At 29.4% G+C, this 20,876-nt stretch carries 21 protein-coding genes and 2 pseudogenes; 7 read left to right on the forward strand and 16 right to left on the reverse strand.

The genetic code is table 11. The features are described 5' to 3' along the window. The first annotated feature begins 34 nt into the window (after positions 1 to 34). The 4 genes and pseudogenes from HMPREF3131_RS04375 (at position 35) to HMPREF3131_RS04390 (ending at position 2,540) form a co-directional block, all read left to right on the forward strand. On the forward strand, positions 35 to 904 hold the full coding sequence (locus HMPREF3131_RS04375; RefSeq protein ID WP_019834913.1) for an undecaprenyl-diphosphate phosphatase: 870 nt from the start codon (positions 35 to 37) through the stop codon (positions 902 to 904). Positions 905 to 1,045: 141 nt separating this feature from the next. After that, positions 1,046 to 1,498 (forward strand): annotated as a pseudogene (locus HMPREF3131_RS04380) (hypothetical protein); the annotation flags it as partial. A 23-nt stretch (positions 1,499 to 1,521) separates the two neighbouring features. Then, positions 1,522 to 1,977, forward strand: coding sequence for a YaiI/YqxD family protein (locus HMPREF3131_RS04385; RefSeq protein ID WP_070436489.1), 456 nt, complete (start codon positions 1,522 to 1,524; stop codon positions 1,975 to 1,977). After that, entirely contained in the window at positions 1,974 to 2,540 is a 567-nt protein-coding gene (locus tag HMPREF3131_RS04390; RefSeq protein WP_017175980.1) for an LOG family protein, read from the forward strand. The genes HMPREF3131_RS04385 and HMPREF3131_RS04390 overlap by 4 nt, the downstream gene beginning before the upstream one ends. 228 nt (positions 2,541 to 2,768) lie before the next feature. On the opposite strand, the gene HMPREF3131_RS04395 is transcribed toward HMPREF3131_RS04390, so the two are convergent. The 4 genes from HMPREF3131_RS04395 to HMPREF3131_RS04410 form a co-directional block, all read right to left on the reverse strand. Beyond that, positions 2,769 to 3,314, reverse strand: a complete 546-nt coding sequence (locus HMPREF3131_RS04395) for a GNAT family N-acetyltransferase (RefSeq protein ID WP_017175981.1) — start codon at positions 3,312 to 3,314, stop codon at positions 2,769 to 2,771. A 100-nt stretch (positions 3,315 to 3,414) separates the two neighbouring features. Continuing rightward, positions 3,415 to 3,711: a hypothetical protein gene (locus tag HMPREF3131_RS04400; RefSeq protein WP_017175982.1), complete on the reverse strand. Its 297-nt coding sequence runs from the start codon at positions 3,709 to 3,711 to the stop codon at positions 3,415 to 3,417. A 154-nt stretch (positions 3,712 to 3,865) separates the two neighbouring features. Beyond that, on the reverse strand, positions 3,866 to 4,243 hold the full coding sequence (locus tag HMPREF3131_RS04405) for an SA0632 family lipoprotein (RefSeq protein ID WP_017175983.1): 378 nt from the start codon (positions 4,241 to 4,243) through the stop codon (positions 3,866 to 3,868). A gap of 67 nt (positions 4,244 to 4,310) precedes the next feature. Beyond that, entirely contained in the window at positions 4,311 to 4,763 is a 453-nt protein-coding gene (locus HMPREF3131_RS04410) for a GNAT family N-acetyltransferase (protein ID WP_019834911.1), read from the reverse strand. A gap of 122 nt (positions 4,764 to 4,885) precedes the next feature. Here HMPREF3131_RS04410 and HMPREF3131_RS04415 point away from each other — a divergent pair, with 122 nt between their 5' ends. Next, the gene (locus HMPREF3131_RS04415) at positions 4,886 to 5,575 is read left to right on the forward strand and encodes a DUF1129 family protein (protein WP_017175985.1); all 690 of its coding nucleotides are present in this window, start codon (positions 4,886 to 4,888) and stop codon (positions 5,573 to 5,575) included. 185 nt (positions 5,576 to 5,760) lie between these two features. On the opposite strand, the gene HMPREF3131_RS04420 is transcribed toward HMPREF3131_RS04415, so the two are convergent. The 3 genes from HMPREF3131_RS04420 to HMPREF3131_RS04430 all read right to left on the reverse strand — a co-directional run bounded on the left by HMPREF3131_RS04420 (position 5,761) and on the right by HMPREF3131_RS04430 (position 8,532). Beyond that, positions 5,761 to 6,981: a sugar efflux transporter gene (locus HMPREF3131_RS04420; RefSeq protein WP_017175986.1), complete on the reverse strand. Its 1,221-nt coding sequence runs from the start codon at positions 6,979 to 6,981 to the stop codon at positions 5,761 to 5,763. A 46-nt stretch (positions 6,982 to 7,027) separates the two neighbouring features. Next, positions 7,028 to 7,882 carry a LysR family transcriptional regulator gene (locus HMPREF3131_RS04425; RefSeq protein WP_017175987.1) on the reverse strand — a complete coding sequence of 285 codons (855 nt, stop codon included), beginning with the start codon at positions 7,880 to 7,882 and terminating at the stop codon, positions 7,028 to 7,030. A gap of 92 nt (positions 7,883 to 7,974) precedes the next feature. Continuing rightward, positions 7,975 to 8,532, reverse strand: coding sequence for a ribonuclease FAU-1 family protein (locus HMPREF3131_RS04430; RefSeq protein WP_017175988.1), 558 nt, complete (start codon positions 8,530 to 8,532; stop codon positions 7,975 to 7,977). 214 nt (positions 8,533 to 8,746) lie between these two features. Between HMPREF3131_RS04430 and HMPREF3131_RS04435 the strand changes: the two are divergent. Next, positions 8,747 to 9,850: pseudogene (locus HMPREF3131_RS04435) on the forward strand (5-methyltetrahydropteroyltriglutamate--homocysteine S-methyltransferase). A 93-nt stretch (positions 9,851 to 9,943) separates the two neighbouring features. Here HMPREF3131_RS04435 and HMPREF3131_RS04440 read toward each other — a convergent pair. From HMPREF3131_RS04440 to HMPREF3131_RS04460, 5 genes are all read right to left on the reverse strand, one after another. Further along, the gene (locus HMPREF3131_RS04440) at positions 9,944 to 10,435 is read right to left on the reverse strand and encodes a cupin domain-containing protein (RefSeq protein ID WP_017175991.1); all 492 of its coding nucleotides are present in this window, start codon (positions 10,433 to 10,435) and stop codon (positions 9,944 to 9,946) included. Further along, complete coding sequence (locus tag HMPREF3131_RS04445; protein WP_017175992.1) at positions 10,435 to 11,151, reverse strand: YebC/PmpR family DNA-binding transcriptional regulator; 717 nt, start codon at positions 11,149 to 11,151, stop codon at positions 10,435 to 10,437. Before HMPREF3131_RS04445 ends, HMPREF3131_RS04440 begins: the two co-directional genes overlap by 1 nt. 143 nt (positions 11,152 to 11,294) lie before the next feature. Further along, the gene (locus HMPREF3131_RS04450; RefSeq protein ID WP_070436490.1) at positions 11,295 to 11,654 is read right to left on the reverse strand and encodes a transcriptional regulator, SarA/Rot family; all 360 of its coding nucleotides are present in this window, start codon (positions 11,652 to 11,654) and stop codon (positions 11,295 to 11,297) included. A gap of 149 nt (positions 11,655 to 11,803) precedes the next feature. Continuing rightward, complete coding sequence (locus HMPREF3131_RS04455; protein WP_070436491.1) at positions 11,804 to 13,942, reverse strand: helix-turn-helix transcriptional regulator; 2,139 nt, start codon at positions 13,940 to 13,942, stop codon at positions 11,804 to 11,806. 302 nt (positions 13,943 to 14,244) lie between these two features. Continuing rightward, positions 14,245 to 14,913: a Bax inhibitor-1/YccA family protein gene (locus HMPREF3131_RS04460; RefSeq protein WP_017175995.1), complete on the reverse strand. Its 669-nt coding sequence runs from the start codon at positions 14,911 to 14,913 to the stop codon at positions 14,245 to 14,247. Positions 14,914 to 15,358: 445 nt separating this feature from the next. Between HMPREF3131_RS04460 and HMPREF3131_RS04465 the strand changes: the two genes are divergently transcribed. Beyond that, positions 15,359 to 16,141 carry a CHAP domain-containing protein gene (locus HMPREF3131_RS04465; protein WP_017175996.1) on the forward strand — a complete coding sequence of 261 codons (783 nt, stop codon included), beginning with the start codon at positions 15,359 to 15,361 and terminating at the stop codon, positions 16,139 to 16,141. Between the two features lie 69 nt (positions 16,142 to 16,210). Here the strand turns inward: HMPREF3131_RS04465 and HMPREF3131_RS04470 are convergent, their stop codons facing one another. The 4 genes from HMPREF3131_RS04470 to HMPREF3131_RS04485 form a co-directional block, all read right to left on the reverse strand. Further along, the gene (locus HMPREF3131_RS04470) at positions 16,211 to 17,215 is read right to left on the reverse strand and encodes an inorganic phosphate transporter (protein ID WP_017175997.1); all 1,005 of its coding nucleotides are present in this window, start codon (positions 17,213 to 17,215) and stop codon (positions 16,211 to 16,213) included. Positions 17,216 to 17,229: 14 nt separating this feature from the next. After that, a complete protein-coding gene (locus HMPREF3131_RS04475; protein ID WP_002449132.1) occupies positions 17,230 to 17,847 on the reverse strand; it encodes a DUF47 domain-containing protein in 618 nt (205 codons plus the stop codon). A gap of 261 nt (positions 17,848 to 18,108) precedes the next feature. Further along, a complete protein-coding gene (locus tag HMPREF3131_RS04480) occupies positions 18,109 to 19,998 on the reverse strand; it encodes an FtsX-like permease family protein (RefSeq protein WP_070436492.1) in 1,890 nt (629 codons plus the stop codon). After that, positions 19,988 to 20,749, reverse strand: coding sequence for an ABC transporter ATP-binding protein (locus tag HMPREF3131_RS04485; RefSeq protein ID WP_017175999.1), 762 nt, complete (start codon positions 20,747 to 20,749; stop codon positions 19,988 to 19,990). The genes HMPREF3131_RS04480 and HMPREF3131_RS04485 overlap by 11 nt, the downstream gene beginning before the upstream one ends. Positions 20,750 to 20,876: the final 127 nt, after the last annotated feature.

The raw sequence follows: 20,876 nt of genomic DNA on the forward strand, positions 1-20,876 counted from the left end.
AGTTCATTTTTTACATAAAAGAAAGAGGTTACTTATGATAATTATTGAATTTATTAAGGCGTTAATTTTAGGTATTGTAGAAGGTCTTACTGAATTTGCTCCTGTTTCATCTACTGGACATATGATTCTTGTAGATGATATGTGGTTAAAATCGTCTCAATTTTTAGGTTCTCATTCAGCTTTTACTTTTAAAATTGTCATTCAACTAGGTTCTGTTTTTGCTGCTGCATGGGTGTTCCGTGAACGTTACTTCGAAATGTTACATATTGGAAAATACAAACACGTTGCTCATAGTGAGGGAATGCGTTCTAAACCTCGCCGATTGAACTTACTTCATGTATTAATAGGTATGATTCCAGCTGGAATTTTAGGTGTTCTTTTTGATGACTTTATTGAAGCGCATTTATTTAGTGTACCTACTGTAATGATTGGTTTATTCATTGGCGCTATTTATATGATTATTGCTGATAAATACAGTACTAAAGTAAAACATCCGCAAACAGTCGATCAAATTAATTATTTACAAGCATTTGTCATTGGTATTTCTCAAGCAGTCGCAATGTGGCCTGGTTTCAGTAGATCTGGATCAACAATTTCTACTGGGGTATTAATGAAACTCAATCATAAATCTGCTTCTGATTTCACATTTATTATGGCAGTCCCAATTATGTTAGCAGCAAGTGCATTATCATTACTTAAAAATTATCAATATATTGATCTTGCACATGTCCCATTTTATATCATTGGATTCTTAGCAGCATTTATTGTCGGTTTAATCGCTATTAAAACGTTCTTACATTTAATTAATAAAGTGAAGTTAGTACCATTTGCGATTTATCGAATCGTATTAGTTATTTTCATTGCTATTCTTTATTTCGGATTCGGTATTGGTAAAGGAATTTAATGATATGACACTAAAATTCTTTTTGAATTTTAGTGTTTTTTTATAAAAATTTTAAATCACTATTTTAATCCAGTGCAATCGTTTGAATTCCTGTATCATAGGGTAATGAAAGAGAAAGAAAATTTTATGGAGGCAACGAGTATGGACAAAAAACAAGTTATTAAAACAGTAATTAACGTGTTACCGATATTTATCGTACCACTAGTTGTAGAACGTAAAAAAATCAAGTCTCATCCAGATGTTCAAAAAGCTTCGCATGCAACTTCACATGCTACACATACAGTAGCAAATAAGGCATCTGATGTTAAAGATTACTTTGGTGATAAAAAACAAGAGTTCGATAATAAGCGCGAACTCAAAAAAATTGCTAAAGAAAATGACCCTAAATATATTAAGAAAAAAGGATCAAAATTAGCTAAAAAGAACCATAAACAATCTTCTAAATTAGAGAAAAAGCTTCAAAAAAATATTGATAAACGTCATAAAGAAGAAGAAAAAATTCAAAAACATAATGAAAAACAGCGAATTAAAGAAATGAAGAAATATGATAACTATAATGCCGACAGTATTATCACTCAAGATAAAGTGTTACATTCAGAAAAGGCTACAAATAAATAATGACAACCATATTTGTTGATGGTGATGCTTGTCCAGTCGTTAATGAAATTATTGATTTAACAGCTGAGACAGGCTTTTTTGTTACGATTTTACGGAGCTTTAGTCATATTTCTCATTATCCAAGTCATGTAAATATATTATACGTTGATGATGGACCAGATGCAGTGGATTACAAAATTATACAACTTGTAACAACTAGCGATATTGTGATTACTCAAGATTATGGATTAGCTAGTTTGTTACTAAAGAAAGCTAGAATTATAATGCATCATAAAGGATTTATCTATAACGAAAATAATATAGATATATTACTTCAACAGCGTTATAATAATGCACAAATTAGAAAACAAGGTGGACGTCATAAAGGACCCTCCCCTTTTTCAAAAGCAGACCGACAGCATTTTTGTGATGTTTTTCAAACCTTACTTAATCAATTAATGGAGGATACAAAATGAAACGTATAGCAGTATATTGTGGAGCAAGTAAAGGGAATAATCCTATTTATGTTAAAGAAGCATATCAATTAGGAAAATATATGGCTGAACAAGGTTATGAACTCATTTTTGGAGCGGGTTCAGTAGGTATCATGGGCGCTATTCAAGATGGCGTACTAGATTACGGAGGCCGTGCAATTGGAGTGATGCCTAAAATGTTAGATGAACGTGAAATTACAAGTCAAAAAGTAAGTGAGCTCATTCTTGTAGACTCAATGCACGAACGCAAAGAAAAAATGACTGAATTAGCAGATGCTTTTGTTATGGCACCAGGAGGAGCTGGTTCTCTTGAAGAATTTTTCGAAATGTATAGCTGGGCACAAATTGGTATACATCAAAAACCAATCGGTATCTTTAATTTAAATGGATTCTTTAATCCGCTTCAAATTTTGATTGATCATATGATTGAAGAAGGTTTTATCGATAAAAAATATAAAGAGTTAGCACCTTTATATGATACTAAAGAGGCTCTAATTGATGGATTACTTAATTATAAACCTCTTGGTGTTAGAACCTATGATTGATTAATATTATAAAAAAAGATGGGCCAACGAATTCAGAAAGAATTCGTTGGCCCATCCTAATTTCGGCACCAAATGTAGAGACTTTCGTGTTGAGTGTTTCTATATTTGCGTCTAGGACTAGAAATAAATTTGTTTTTTATCGTCACATTTTTAATGTAGTCCATAACTTTTAATATGCTAAAAGCCTCTAGGGTTTCTATTTATCTTCTAGTATTTATTTATTAATATTTATATGTTTAACTTTTTTTGATATCTTACATGTCTTTTAAGTGGATGATATTTACTTAGGTCAGGTAGTTCAAAATAATCAAATAATGACATCCCAATTTTTTCCATTACTTTTCGAGAGGCCAAATTCCCCTCAGCAGTAAGACTAAATACTTCTTCTATGCCTTTTTCTTTTGCATACTCTAAAACAGCCATAGCACCTTCAGTAGCAATACCATTCCCCCATACTTCAGGGATAAGTCGCCATCCAATTTCATATATAGGTAAATTTTCAAAAGGATATTTACTATCTTTTGGTAAGTAGTTTAACCCTATATATCCTAGCCATGCTCCTGTCTCTTTAAGCTCAACAGCAAACAGCCCAATTCCTTTTTCTTTTAAAATATCATCCATTCGTTGCATATCTAATTCTGAACGTCTATAACTTAATAGACTTGGAAAATAGCGTCTTACCTGAGGATTTGCATTCATTTTTTGAAAAGATAATAAATCTTTTTCTTCCCAATCACGCAATCTCAATCTTTCTGTTTCTATATAAACAACCATTTATCCACACTCCATTACCCAAATACAATTATGAAAAAAGTGTGACATGGAGTATATAACCATAACACACTTCGTTTCGTTCATTTTGATTAAAAAATTATTAATTTTTTGAAATATAACTTATTAATTCGATATGTACTGGAATTTCTTTTAACTTATCACGTTGATTTTTAGGTGCTACAAATGTTGCATCGATATAATCATTACGATGATTAAGTTTAAAAGTAGCTACAAAAGTATCACTTTCTGATTCAAAATTTGGCAAGTGTGCTACAACACGTTTAATGTCTCCAGTTGAATGAGTTACTGTACGTCCAGTAATATTTTCAATCTCTTTACCTAATTCTGGAAGTGTAAGGTCACGTCCCTCTAGAATTTGAAAATCATGTTCATGCATAGTTATCTCTCCAATACTATAAATTATGTGCTGAATTTTATTATTATATTTTTAAACTTTATTTTCAAATATATGGATATTATATTCAAAATGTATTTAAATACTATTACCCTTCTTATTCTATCGCCAAACCTGCAGCCTTTTAAAACCGATATTAGTTGTTCTCTGTAGACGAACTAGAGCTTGTATTATTACTTGATTGTTCACTATTTGAGTCACTACTTTGTTCTTCAGTACTACTAGAACTTTCATTTGATAAATTCGTTTGACTTGAGTTATCCTTTTTGGATTTTTCAGTTTCTTGTTTAACTGATTCTTTGGCAACAGAACTATCTACTTCTTTTTGTAACTTTTCTCGTTGCGCATTGAGCTTTTCTTTTTGTTTCTCTAGATTATTTTTTTCATTTTTTAAATCTTTATTTTCTTTTTCTAGCTGTTTAATATCATTTTCTAAAGATACTTTTTCTTCACTTTTACCACATGCTGACAATATTAAAGTCGCTAATAGTAAAAGTACAATCCACTTCTTCATATATTTCTCCTTTAAATATATATCAATAACACTTATTTTAACATGAAATGTGGCATGATTCATTTTATTATTTTAAGTCTTTTCGCATTTTAACATGAGTTATATCATATCCTTGTTCACGATTGATATGAATCATTTGTTCATTATTCGCATCCACTGTGCTTTCGATAGAATGTGCATCTTTTTCTATCGCCCATTGTTCTAATGCCAATTTTAAATTAGTAGCTATCCCACTGTTTCGACAATGAGGGTGTGTATATAACATTTCAATCGTTACCACTTTCGTACTCGTTTCAAAATGACCCCAAATGAAAGCAGAAGGTTCTCTAAAATCATGTTTTGACTCAATAACATAAATAATATCTTGGTTCATGTTTAATCTTCTCTCAATCATTTCTTGTCTTAAAGCTATAGAGAGCGTTGTAGCATGATAATTTAATCCACTTTTTTCTAAGTAATATTCATGAATACTTGCAATATTCTCAATTAATTGATCATCAGTAATTGAAAGACTTCTCATTTTATATTCTTCCTATTTATACATTATATTCTTTACATAACTATGATATGATTATTCATATTTAATATATAATAATCAACTTTTAAAACTTTTAAACATTTTTATTTTTAAGGGGATAATAAATGAAATCGACTGCAACATTAGCCCGCGAAAACAACGTGAAATCCATGCGTTTAAATAATACGGATCGAGAAATCTTTGAAAACTATATGACTTATATTAGATCAGATTTACGTGTAAATCCGCATGATAGTGAACTCATGCTCAATCGTATTTTGAAGGAGTTACTTGCCGCAGAAAATGATGGAACTTTAGCTCTTGAATTTTTCGATCATGACCCAAAAGCACACGCTAAAAAACAACTTAAATCCCTACCAAATGAAACATTTAAAAATATTGTTAAATCTATTTTTAGAAATTTTATCTTTTTAATGGGTATATTCTTTTTCTTTAAGGGGTTTATCGGTTTTTTTGTTCCTGATAATCATAATGAAGTATATTTATATACCTTTCCTATTACGCTCATCATTGGTTTAACTATTATATTTCTCTTTATTTTAGTCGTTTTTAAAACTGTTCAATTACAGTGTTTTAATAATTCGCATTGGATTTGGTGGTTTAATTACTGTATTATTGCATTACTAGTAGTAGCACTATTTTATGTATTTTTTATTCCACAGTCATTTTTAGCATATGGACCTAGTATTCAAATTAATAATTGGGCATTTATTATCATTTCTATAATTATTACACCTATTGCTTTCTATATAGAACATCATTTTGTTGATGAAGATTCAAATACTGTGTTATAAAAATATGAAATAAGAGCCTAGAACATTATTCTCAAAAACATAACAACTCTTTGAGCTACATATAAATTAAATAATTATAAAAAAGACCCTTTTTCTATTATTTCAATAGAAAAAGTGGTCTTTTTCATTTGTCGAAGGATTTAAAGTCCCAGACTTTTATTTTCATACATAATCATTTCTTTTAATTATTGTATATTCATAGTTGAGGATGTAAACTTTTGATCTTTAGTGAACAATATTAAAATCATACCAATAAAAATAGATAAGGCAGAAACATAAAAAACGTTTTCTAATCCAACCCAATGACTCATTACGCCACCTAATAAATTTCCACATAATTGTCCTATTACCATTGCATTAGCAAATAAAGTCGACGCATAACCAGGAAAGTCAGGTAGTATATCTTGGAAATAACTAATACCCAGTCCTAATAAAATCGCTAAATAAAATGCTAAAAATACTTGTCCTATCATCATCATATATATATTTTCAAATATACCAATACTAAAATAAAATAGACCACCACTTATGGCTCCTAGTATAAGCAAAGTGCGTGTAGATAATTTGGATGCTAAAATCCCTAATATAACCATAAAAGGCACCTCTAAGCCAGCACATAAACTTGCTAAAGTACCTACATAACCTTCTCGTTCTTTCAAATATTCTGTAACGAATAATGGCATATTCATTGTATACATCCACTGACCAATATGTAGAAGTATAAAAGCAATAAATGGAATAAATAAAGCTTTATCTTTTAACATATTAGGTGCAGTTATTTCAATACTAGCAGTATCTTTAACTTGTTCGTTTATAGTCAGATTTAAATCTTTATAAAAGAATATTTGTAACAACAGTGTAAATAATAAAATGATAACTGTGCCGCCAAATAGCCCTGCGTAGCCCATAAATTGAATGAGATATGCACCAATGAGTGGACCAAATAAAAAGCCAAAAGAGAACATTGATCTTAAGACAGTATTAGCAAATTTTGCATTATTTCTGGATGAAGACGCATTAATAGATTCTCTAGCGGATGCATATAATTGGGGCATTGCAGGTGCGAATAATCCTTGAAATATCGCATATACTATAATAAATAGCCATATATGATGGATGTAAAAATATATAGAAAAACTAAGTGCTCCCATAAATAGTGCACAAATAATAAGTATTTTCCGATTAAGATGATGTGTATCTGAAAATCTAGCAACAATCGCATTTACAGTAAATTGACTGACTGCAGCCAAAGCTAAAAGAACACCAAACTGATTTGTCGACATTCCTAGTTCATTTGTTGCGAATAAAACAAAGTATGGCACTGTAATGGCAATACCCATTCCTAAGAGCATCATATTAATAAGAAATAATTTATAGTTTTTAATATGCAATAGTGCTGAAAACATATATTATACCTCTATTCTTCTTTTAAATTGCAATATTGATTAACTATTATTTAGTAAAATTAAGCATTAAAGAAACAAAAGCATCAACTTGTGGTAGTTGCAATATACTACTATCATAACTCATATACGTTGAGCGGATTAACGGAAGACCATCAATGTTGACTTTTTCAAATTCAAATACGTGATGATCAATATTCTTCATCATTATTTCTGGAAGAATAGTTACTCCTACACCACTTATTAGCATTTCTTTACATGTTGCCACTTGATCTACTGTAATGGTAGCATGATAATCTTGTCCAAATTTTTCACTATACCAATGATTAATTTGATTGATATATATTGGATCTGCTTGAAATTCAATAAATGGTAACTTTGACACATCTTCATGACGTTCTTTTGGATAAATAAAATAATGTTCATCATCAAATAAATGGATATTTTTTAAATTCATTACTTTATTCCCTCTGGTAATTAAAAGGTGATAATCTCTATGATTAGATCTAATTTGCTCTGTTGAACCCACTTGAACTTGTATTTCTACATTAGGAAATTGTGTATTATACAAACTCAATACACGGGGCAATATTGTTTGTCCAATTAAAGATGAACATCCTATAGATATGGTTCCATTTACTTCCCCTATATGTGCTTGTATTTTATCGAAAAACATTTTTTCTCGATTCAACATATCACGTGCATGTTCGATAATCATTGCACCTTCTGTAGTAGTAATTAATTGTTTTTTAGTACGAATAAATATTTCTACTCCAAACGCATGTTCAATTGCTTTTAAGCGTTGCGTGACTGCTGGTTGTGATATATATAAAATTTCAGCAGCTTTTCTTAACGTTTTCGTCTCATCTAATGTAATTAGTAATTGATAATCTTCAATTTTCATAGCTTCCCCCTTATGTTTATCCACGAATACGGCTATGATGGTAAATAAAATTGATACTATTTCATTATTGTTTTAGTATTAAAGAAATATAATTACGCTTTCTTATGCTTATTTAATTTACCTATCATCTTTTTATAACAATGCATAATTCGATGATGTATCTCTGCAAAATTGTCCTCAATCTCAATCATCAATTGATGAGCGATAATATAGGCTTCATGGTATTGTTTCTTCGTAATTTGTCCATTTTTCAAAGCTAGTTCTAAATCATGTTCATCTACTAACTCATATTCACCAGTGGATGGTAAAACCAACACATCTAAAAATAAATCTAATGTTCTCGCGTTCCCTTTTTGAGTAATATTTTTAATGTTAATATCAAAATAGTACTCTAATGGATTCCCCTTATCATCAAACATTGCAGTAATACTATAGCGTTTTTTTTCTGGCAAAATTTGTAGCCATTTATAGTTATTATCTACTACAACTACATTTTGATCGACCACCGTCACCTCTAAAGGCTCACGCACCTTTTTCATCGTGACCAAGCCAATAATACCTTTAAACCTATTATTATTTACCTTAACTTCTATGTAATCACGTTCAATTAGGCGACGCCAGTGACGTTTATCTATGTATTTAATTTTCATAAAGCCACCAACTCCTTGTCATTATTATATTAAACTAAGTAAACCATGTCATCTTATGCCATGCTTTATTACTTTTAGCATATAAATTTATTAATTTTTCAATTTCATTTTACTACAACTATTAAATTTTTAGGTAAAATTGACAAAAACACTAAGATTTGATAGTTTTATTCTATATTATCTGAAAATTCTAAATAAAAGGAGCGTTTTATATATGACAGTTAGACCTTTTCGAGCAGATCACGTGGGAAGTTTATTACGTCCTAAACGCCTAAAAGAAGCGAGATTTAAGTTTAATAATAACGAATTATCTTTAGAAGAATTAACACGTATTGAAGATGAAGAAATCGAACGTATTATTGAAAAACAAATTGAGATTGGTTTACATAGCATTACAGATGGAGAATTTCGTAGAAGTTGGTGGCACTTTGATTTTCTAGAGAATATTAATGGCGTATAAGGATATACTCCTGACCACGGATTAGAATTTGAAGGTGTAGAAACACGTGCACATAATGTGAGAATTGTGGACAAAGTATCATTTAATTCAAATCATCCACACTTTGAACACTTTAAGTTTTTATATAAAAAAGTGGCTGGTCGCGCAACTGCTAAAGTATCAATACCTAGTCCAAATCAATTATTCCACCCTAATATTTTAAATGAAACGATTTACCCTAATATAGAAGATTTTGCAAATGATATTGCCAAAGTTTATCATGAAACGCTACAAGCATTTTATGACTTAGGAGCGCGCTATATTCAATTAGATGACGTATACTGGGCTGGTTTAACTGACGGTACTCAAAAAGTGAGAGGTCGTCAACGTTCTGAAGATGAAAAACTAAAAGCACGTGATTTGGCCTATAAAGTGATTAATAAAGCGATCGAAGGACTGCCAAATGATTTAATTCTGACTACTCATATTTGTCGTGGTAACTATAAATCAACTTGGGCAATTTCTGGAGGATATGAAGCCATCGCCCCTTACCTATTTAAAGAAAATTTAAATGGTTTCTTTTTAGAGTATGATGATGAACGTTCAGGTGATTTCGAACCGCTTCGTTTCTTTAATGACAATGCTTATGCAGTTTTAGGACTTATCACCTCTAAAACAGGTGAATTGGAAAATAAAGACACAATTAAAAAAAGAATTAAAGAAGCAGAACAATATGTAAATATTGACCATATCTGTATTAGTCCACAATGTGGTTTTGCTTCTACAGAAGAAGGGAATGCTCTAACTGAACAAGAGCAATGGAACAAATTAGCTTATGTTGTAGAATTAGCTAATGAACTTTTTGGTACTGCTGAATAGAAGCATGTCAGCAATGGTGTCCTCTATCTCTTTTTAAAAAAGACACTTCATTCATGTAGTTATACTTAACTAGATGAATGAAGTGTCTAATTATTAATACTCAATGTTTTTCAATGCATATTTTTGAATCATTCGGCGATATTGTGGATATACTTCTATCAACTCATCTTGTGTGAATAATTCAAAATACTTAAATTCAAATGCAGGTTGACACATACAGCCTACTAAACTATAACCTTCCGAATGAGGTACACTCGAAGCAAAAATGGTTCCTTTGGGAACAACATATTGTAGCACTTCTCCATGGTCTACATTTGGACCTAACAAGACACTACGATACTGGCCATCTTCAGTTAACATATGTATCTCTAGTGATACACCAGCATGATAATACCATACTTCATCAGCATCTATACGATGAAAATGCGAGATATCATCTGCTTTTAATAAGAAAAGTATACTACTAAAAGATGCCCTTTCTTCTTTCTTTATACCCTCTGGTCGAATAGTTTCTTTATAATATCCACCTTCTGGATGAGATTCCAAGTCTAACGATTGTATCCAAAACGAAGCCGTGTATTTCATTATTTTAAGTCCACATTATGGAAAACATTTTGAACATCTTCTAAATCTTCAAGTGCATCAATAAGTTTTTCAAGTGTTGCTTGATCATCTGCTGAAAGTTCAATGTCAGTCTGAGGTAACATTTCAAACTCTGCAATTTTAAAGTCTTCTACACCTGATTGACGTAGTGCATCTTGTACTTGTGCAAATTGATCAGGTTCTGCATACACAATCGTCAAGCCATCTTCTTCAATAACGTCTCTTACATCTACATCTTGTTCCATCAATGTTTCTAGGACGTCATCGGCAGATTTCCCTTCGATACCAAACGTTGCAGTATGGTCAAACATATAAGCTACTGAACCAGATACACCCATATTACCACCATTTTTTCCAAATGCTGCTCTAACATCTGATGCTGTACGATTCACGTTATTAGTTAAGGCATCTACAATAATCATGGAGCCACTTGGACCAAATCCTTCATAACGTAGATGGTCATAATTTTCATCTCCACCACCTTTAGCTTTATCAATGGCTCTATCTATAATATGATTTGGAACAGAATATGTTTTTGCTCTTTCTAGCACAAGTCTTAATGCTTGATTTGATTCAGGATCTGGCTCCCCTGATTTAGCCGCTACATAAATTTCTTTACCAAATTTTGCATATATTCTACTAGTATTTTTATCTTTTTGGGCTTTTTTTTCTTTAATATTATTCCATTTACGTCCCATATTGTCATCTCGCTTTCTTACTCAATACTACTTATTATATAGTATTAATAATTTATTGTCTAAATTGAAAAAATGTTACTTCTTTAAAAAAAATAAAATACTGACAAAGCATCCCCCTGTCAGTACTCTCCCAATTCATTTAGTTAATTACTTAAAAATCTTTCTACATCATTAAATAAAGCATTAAATTGATCAATATTAGATTTGTTCATATAGATAAAAATTTTACGTTCATCTTCTGTTGATCGAACCTTACTTAATTTCTCTTTTTCTATTAGTCTGCGTATAGAAACAAGTAATTTTGTTCTACTTAATTCTAGTTCTTCAATTGCAACTTTTAAGAATGTTTGCATTAAAATTTGATCGTCTGCTGTGTATTCATAAGCTAATTTTAATAAAGCTAAATCATTTAAGGTTAGTTTGTATTCTTTGTCTATATATTCAGACAACGCTTTATATTGTTTATAGATTTTCAGCAAGCGATTTAATTCATCGTTACTCAAGCATTTGCACCTCCAATAAAAGCGAACAATTCAACATATATTATCCTTTAATTTTGGAGTTCTGTCTTTTGCATTTGTTTTGAATTTTTTGTTAAATTTACCAACAAACTCAAATATTGTTGTGCAAAACTTTTTTGAGATGAAATTTATTATTTATATATCTCAATTATATAAAGCCCGTTATAATCAAGTTTAATTTGTAATGCCTCTTTATTAAAGTCATGTTCTCTAATTTTAAAAGAAGAATGTAATAAACGATTTACTTTCTTCAAGAATGTTTTAGACCATTGATAACGATTACGTATGTCTTCAGTAATAATATGATTAATATTGCCATTATAATCATCAAACTTTTGAATTTTTATAAGATGATTTTTATTTGTCTTATGTTTAAAATCTACATATATATCAGTTTTTTCATAATTAGCATTTCGTGATTCACTTTCTAGAACACGCCAATCATATATAAATAGTATGAATTTATTTTCTTTTTCAATCACTATATAGTGATCTTTAATGTATTTTGGTTCCTGACTAAGCGTCATGATATATGCCATCATTGTCCCTAATATTGTTTTAAAACCTTTTTCATCAAAAAGATGTAAAGCATTAAATTGATGACTATCCTGTCTAAAATTGAAACCAATACCATCAAAGTGTTGAGCTGATTTAATGTTTGTTTCTACAATTAACGGGGCACTACTATTTAAGTCATTATATTCACTATTTAAAAACGCATGATTTTCAACGTTTAAAAATATGATTCTTTGATTTTCTAAATCAATGTGATTTAAAATTTCACGTATATTTTGATATCGTAATATATTCTTTACTAATAAACGATTATTATCTTCTATTAAATAGGGTTGATTTAGTTTTGAATTATCAATAAACAGAAATTGGAAATTCACTCTTTTAATTTGCGATTCTAAAGTTTTAAACAAAACTGGATTATTTAGCAAGTTACTAATTTCTAATCCAAAAGAAAACCGATTTGTTTTATGTTGTATTTTTAATATCATACGATAAATGGCTTTTAAATCAATCTTTTCTAAATCAAAAACAATCCCCAATTCGTGATTTACATTTACTTCAACTTGGTTTATTTCAAGATAATCTAATACATTTTCATATGTCATTTCAAGGAAGTCAATTAGATTTAAATCCTCAAGTTTAAAACTTATATTTAGATTTTTTCTAATAATATATTCAAATATTCGCTGAAGTTCTTTAACAGTGAAGTGTTCTTTTATTTCTTTCATATCCGCTCTTACATAAATCATTAATGACGGACTCTCGTCAAGATAATCGATATATTTCTCTAAAAATAACAGTTTTATTTCTTCAATCGTATTGATCTGTACTACACATTGATAAGGTTTAATAAACGTATCTAATTTTGAATCGATATATATTTTATGTTCTGTTTTCTTTTGATAATAATATTGTTGTGACTGAATCATATCTCTTATATTTTGTAAACTATCATCAATATGAGTTTCATAATCCATAAAAATCATTTTTTCATATTTATTACACGATCTATATTCATTTGGTGTCATTCCCATATAACTTTTGAACGTTTTAGAATAACTTGATGCATTACTAAACCCTACTTTTTCACTAATTAAACTAATCGTATCGTTTGTTTTCAATAATAATTCAAATGAATTTGCAATCTTCAAAGTGTCTACATAAGTTTTAAAACTAATATTTAACAACTGTGTAAATTGTGATGATAAATTAGATTTAGATGTAAATAGATTAGATGAAACGTCTTTTAATGTTAATTTCTTTTCAATATTTTCGTTAATATAGTCTAATACTTCACTTAACTCCCCATAATAAGCATAATTATATTGATCATTAGCAATATCTATTTCAACACTACCTTGTCTTCCAATAATTTGAACAATGTCAACTATGTATTTGTTATCTTCTGAAACAGATTTATGATTAATATGATTCATTGTTATCTGTAATAATGCTTTTTTTATTGCATTAATAGATTTAACTAAATTAATTGAATATTTATAATCAAAGAAATTAAATCCTTCTTCTTTAAACCAATCACTTGCAATATAAATCATTATTGTTTTCTCATTCTTATTAATTGAAAAAATATCTTTATTGTTTATAACGTAGATATCGTTATTAATCGTCACTTTTTTGGCAAAATGTTGAATTTCTAATGAACCTTTTATTGGGAACAGCAATATGATACCATCTTGACAACGTGTCATTTGATATTCATGCTTAGTAAGTACGTGAAAATACCCATTAGACATATACTAACCTCTTTCTAATCTTGGTAGTCCTTCTTTTAATGTGTTTATATAAAAATGCTAATTTATAAGTGTTTAAATGTAAATCTATCACAACATTAATACTAAATCAAAAATACGTATAAAATTAAATTAAGTTTAATTTTATATTAAATACATTTCATAATTATTTAAAAAAGATGCTCTATAATTGCCTTCTTACTTTAATAAAATAAACAGCTTTAGACTACTCTTTATTTAAAATGTTTTGAAAACAATGTGAGAACATCTTTTCTAAATATTCAACTTATTATAAATATGAATGTCTAGTTTTTAAAGCGATTTGCTAAATTCAATATATCTTTGATGATATTTAATAAATTAAGAAATAAATTAAAACCCATTTCTCTTGGCGTAAATCTACCATGTTTCATACGATTAAAATCAAATAATGTATATAGTAAAAACAAGACTAAACTAACCATTGTAATAACGATATGGAATATTGAATTACGAATAAATAAGCCAACTAGACTAGCAATAATAAGCGCAATTAATGTTACAAATAAATATTTACCTAAGCTAGAAGCATCATTAATGACAAAATACCCCAATATTCCAAATACAATGAACGCTATAATGGCTAACAATATATTTTTATAAAAAACGTCTGCGCCTAAATTTTGCATATACATTGAAAATGTTGCATACGATAATAAGCCAATAATAATAGCATAGATATGCGAAATAATAAGACCATATTTACGTGCTCTTTTAATAAATAACGTCGCTAATACAATAACAAATAATGTGATTGATAAAGGACGTCGCCATTCTACAGGCAAATATTGACCTAAATAACAGCCAATCCCAAAAATAAGCCAATAATATGTAAAAAATAGCCAAACTTTACGATATGCATGGTTTTGTTGAGTATTATCTTTTGAACGTGCGTTTTGATGTTGATGATTTACTAAATTTGAAGAACTCGGCATCTTATACTCCTCTTTTAAATAGTATCTTACATTAATTGTACAATATTTGTTGAGAATAAAAAAATAGTATAATTTATTTACTTTTAAGTAGGTATCTTATCAAGAAAATACAAAAATTATTACAAGTTTAAATCATTAAAAACAATTCAACTTACCTCTTACACGATACGTCCTTGCTTCAATTTTACTGTAAGAAATATTACAAATTTCTTTTTAAAGCAATTTAATTTTATCTAAATAAAACTGTTAAAAACTACTGTATCAAGGGTTTTTATCTATTTACAAAAAATCGTATTACTTTTAATCATATTACAAGATAATAACAATCCACATATTCTTATATTTTTTTGATAGTATATGCATGTGATATAAAAAGGTAAATTATACAAATTTAACAATATTAAATTCTAAAAATAAATTTTAAAATTCAAGGAGGGTACGTAGTTTGAAAAAGTTAGCTTTTACGTTATCTATTGCGTCAGGAGCTGTAGCATTTTTCTCTCATCATGCTGAAGCATCAACACAACATACTGTTCAACCTGGAGATTCTTTATGGAGTATTGCAAACAAATACAATACCACTATTGATGAGCTTAAACGAAATAATCAATTAAATGGTAATTTAATTTTTCCAGGACAAGTACTAACTATTAATGGATCGTCAACTACAACATCTACTACATCAAGTAGTTTATCAAGTAAGTCTTCTACTACTTATACTGTTCAATCTGGTGATTCACTTTCTCGTATCGCTAATAAATATGGAACTTCAGTTACTAACTTAATGAATGCAAATAATTTGAAAAATTATTTAATTTACCCTGGTCAAGTATTAAAAATTCCAAGTAGTTCGAGTACTACAAACTCATCATCTACTAATGCTTCACCAACCTTTAACCATCAAAATTTATACACTGCTGGGCAATGTACATGGTATGTGTTTAATCGTCGCGCCCAAGCTGGATTACCCATTAGTACATATTGGTCTGATGCTAAGTATTGGACTTATAATGCTGCCTCAGATGGTTATATTGTTAATCATACTCCTACTGTTGGAGCAATTATGCAATCGACTGCTGGGTATTATGGCCATGTAGCATACGTGGAGCGTGTGAATCCAGATGGTAGTATTCTAATTTCAGAAATGAATTATACATATGGCCCTTATAACACAGATACTCGTGTGATTCCTGCTTCATTAGTTTCTAACTATAACTATATTCATTAATATGATTCAAACCACAAAATAAGCTTGAGACATAAACATGTCTCAAGCTTATTTTGTGGTTATTTTACCTTAAAGAAAAATATTTAAAATCCAAAATATAATTGCTGCTAAAATAGCAGAAATTGGCAATGTAATAATCCATGTAATAATCATACGTTGAGCTGTATTCCACTTTACACCTTTTGCACGATTTGATGCACCTACACCTAAAATTGATGACGATACAACATGTGTTGTAGATAATGGAAAGTGTAATGATGAAGCAACGAAAATCGTTAATGCTGAAGATAAATCAGCAGCTGCCCCATTAGCAGGTCGTATTTTCATTATATTTCCGCCTACTGTTTTAATAATTTTCCAACCACCAATTGCAGTTCCTAGACCCATTGCTGTGGCACAAGCAATTTTAACCCATAATACTGGTTCCACATTCGATGGATCTTGTAAATTCGCTACAATCAAAGCAAGAGTAATAATACCCATTGATTTTTGAGCATCATTTGTACCATGTGAAAACGATTGAAGCGCTGCAGTAAACATTTGGAAAAAGCGGAAATTACGATTTGCTCTCGTAAGATTCGCATTTTTAAAAATAATTTTAACAATTGTATACATGATAAAACCAACACAAAATGCGATAATTGGTGAAATAATTAATACAATGATAATCTTAGTAAAACCTTGGTAATGTAATACTGTAAACCCCTGTGCAGCTATTGCAGCTCCAGCAATAGCGCCGATTAAGGCATGAGATGAAGAACTTGGTATACCATATAACCAAGTAACCAAATTCCAAACAATAGCAGCGATAATAGCCGCTAATACTACTACTAGACCATTTTGTAATTTAAATGGATCTACGATATCTTTAGTAATTGTTCCAGCTACCCCTGTAAAAGTAAGTGCACCTATAAAGTTCATAATTGCCGCTAGAAGAATAGCTGTTCTTGGTGTCAATGCACGTGTAGAAACCGCAGTAGCAATTGCATTTGCTGTATCATGAAAGCCATTGATAAAGTCAAAGACTAAAGAAAATGCAACGATAGCTATAGTGATGACTAATACATATTCCATAATTTAAAACTCCCTTAGCTATTTTTCATGATAATTGTTTCAAAGTTGTTAGCAACAGCTTGACATTTATCAGCGATATTTTCTAAGCTTTCGTAAATATCTTTAATTTTAATTAAAGTGATTGGATCGGTTTCACTATTAAAGATATGTTTAATTGATTGTCTTAATATACCATCACAATTTGTTTCAAATTCTTTAATATTAATTGAATGAATTCTCATGTGAGATAATTTTTTATCAACAAGTAAACCAACTGCTAATTTCATTTCAGCGACAGCTTTTTGAATATTGTCAACAAATTCAGCCATATATTCATCAGTATATTCAATTGAATACATTTCAAACATTCCAGATGTTTCTTCCATTGCATCAAGTACATCATCGATTGCATTACACAATGATAGAATGTCTTCTCGTTCAATAGGAGTGATAAATGTTTGATTTAAGTCGCTAATGACTTTGTGCATAAGTTCGTCACCATGTGACTCGTACGTTTTAATGTTATCAGAATAAGCTTTTAAATCTAAATGGGTATTAAAATCCATTTTTCCGAATTCTACAGCTGCACGGTCCAGATTAAATACCATTTCTTCTAATTGAACCATAAACTTATCCTTTTTCTTAGTGAACATTATAATGCCTCCATTTTAGCGATTGCTATCAATCACACGTTTATTATTTAATTTAAGACAATTTAAAAATGAGCTACATTTACAATAGCTTATTTTAAAACATTATTTAGAAAGCTTTTGTAAAATTTATGTAAATATAATGTTATACCAGTTACGATACACTTCTACTTAACGCCTAAGTTGTCTCTAATTGAAAATATCATAAATTTTTCATCTCTACAATAAATTTACAAATTCTTTACAAACTCGAAATATTCTCTCTTAAATTGAGTGATTGATCGTTCGCTTAGAATGATTATAAGCAATAAATGCAAACATACTATATACGATTGTATAAATAATCATAACGATAAAAATGGACGTTTGATTTGTGAATCCTATAAATTTCATAAATACAAGTGCTGCAAAATATGCATGAAGTAAAGCAATAGCTAAAGGTAGTCCAAAGTTAAACGCCACTTTCAATTTTAGACCTCTATCCATATCTTTTTGAGTAAAACCTAATTTACGTAATATTGAATAATTTTCTAATTCATCTTCAGTTTCATCAATTTGTTTAATATAGATAATACATCCAGTTGCTATAAGAAATGCAACACCTAAAAAAGAACTTACAAATAATAAAATTCCTGTTAAACTTGAAATTTCGCTTGCTATCTGACTTCTAGTTTTTAAATTCTGATTCATGTGATTGATAGTCTTTTCTAATCTAGGTATATCTTTTGTATGTTTTAAATCAAAACCATGTTGAGAAATGATGTCCTTATTTTTAACATGTTGTTTTATAAATTGATAATCCTCGTTATTAAGCACGAGTGTCGGTCCACCTAAATCTATACTCTCTTTAAAATAAACTTTATGAATCACTTTTCGCAGTTGAACTTTAATATGATGTCGTTTCGTACCAATCAGTGTTGTCCCGTGTGGTCGATGTTTAGTTAATTCAGGAATAACATCTTCTGGGATAATTAAATCTGCTTGTCCTTTTTTCAAAGAAACATTTGAAAAGTAATCTTCACTTGTTACAGTCACCGAATAAGGTCTAGCTGCATTTACATCAAATAGATAATCTTTATATAAATGCGTGTACACTACTTGCTTATAATTATAGTTATATGCAATATGCTGTTGCTCTAATTGATATTTTAACTTTTCAGACAAGATGTCGTTGTTCGTTGTTACTTCATAAGGTGATTCTAATGAAATTTCTTTACTTAAAGATCCTCGACTAATTGCTGCAAAACATAGGACCGATACGGTAATAGCAGAAATAATAGAAATGATTGTTAAAGAGAAAGCATTCTTTCTAATCCTAAACATTAATGAAGAAGTGAAAATAACATCATTTACAGTTACATTTCCACTTTTAAATGATTTAATTATTTTTAATATAAGAGACACTGAACTTCTGAAAAAGAAATAAGCTCCGATCACAGTTAAAAATAAAATAATAAAAGGTAATACGATATCATCTAATAATTCAACAAATCGTGTGGATAAATAATATCCTGCCAAAATGAAAACAATACCTAAAATTCCTAGAATAATTTCTCCAAATGTAATATGTTTACCTGTTTCATCTATATATTCTTCAGACTCCATTAATTGCGTAACAGAATATTTATTTAAGAAAATGATAGCTTGAAGAATAATTAAAATATATGCAATGATTAAAATAAATAAGGTTTGAATTATAGCGTCTACACTAAAAACAAGCGAAACCGAGGTATGTATACCTAATAATTTCAATATAATCATAAGTAAAATTTTAGACCCAACAATCCCTATTATCACACCTAAAACTGCAGTGATTAAGAAAATAAACAATTGTTCTAACATAAACATATAAATAATACTTACTTTATTTAACCCCATAATCTGTAATAGTCCCAATTCGTAACTTCGTCTTTTAATAAAAAGAATATTGGTATACATAATAAAGACAACGATGATTATAAATAGAAAATAACTTCCTATTTTAGAACCCTCTCTAATCATAGATAAAGATTCATGTATATGGAGATGATGAACATATTTAATCGTAATAAAACTAAAATATAAAACGGTACTAATGACTAATGAAAACATATAAATAGCATAGTGCTTGATATTTCTTAGGAAATTTCTCCAAATAATATAGCTAAAACTCATAAATCTTGCCACCTAATATACTTTGGGCTCTTAATATTTCTTCATAAAATAATTGTTTATTATCTTGTCCTTGATAAATTTCAGTAAATATTAAGCCATCTTTCAACATTACAACACGATTAGAAAAACTTGCTGCAAGTGGATCGTGTGTAACCATAATAATAGTTACATCATAGATTTTATTTATTTTTTCAAAACGTGTGAGTAAATCCCTAGTGTTCTTAGAGTCTAAAGCGCCTGTTGGTTCATCCGCAAAAATGATTTTAGGATATGTAATAAATGCACGCGCTGCAGATGTTCGTTGACGTTGTCCCCCTGAAATTTCAGACGGATATTTGTCACTAATATCATATATATTAAGCGCTTCAGTAATTTGTCTATAACGTTTATTCATTTCTTCCTTATTTAATTTAAGTACTGATAAAGGCAACATAATATTTTCTTTTACAGTAAGTGTGTGTAATAAATTATATTCTTGAAAAATAAATCCAATATCTTTTTTTCTAATTTCTGATAGTTCCTTATTTGATAACTTTTCCAATTGTTTTCCATTTAGTATTACAGATCCTTGTGATAAATAATCAATTGAACTTAAAACATTAAGTAATGTTGTTTTACCAGATCCAGAAGGTCCCATAATTGAAACAAACTCTCCAGTTTCAATATTTAAATCAATGCCTCTTAACACTTCTTGTATCGTTTGTTTTGTCCCATATGTTTTAACAATTTGCTTTGCTTGTAATATTGTCAATTTAGAATGTCCCTCACTATCATATATTTTAACGATTGAATGATATAGATGAACCTGAGACGTCACTATAAAGTCCCAGGTTTCACTCAATGTTCTACTCACTTATTACACTAAAATGATATTTCCA

This window comes from Staphylococcus sp. HMSC14C01 (assembly GCF_001808085.1).
GTDB classification, from domain to species: Bacteria; Bacillota; Bacilli; order Staphylococcales; family Staphylococcaceae; genus Staphylococcus; species Staphylococcus hominis.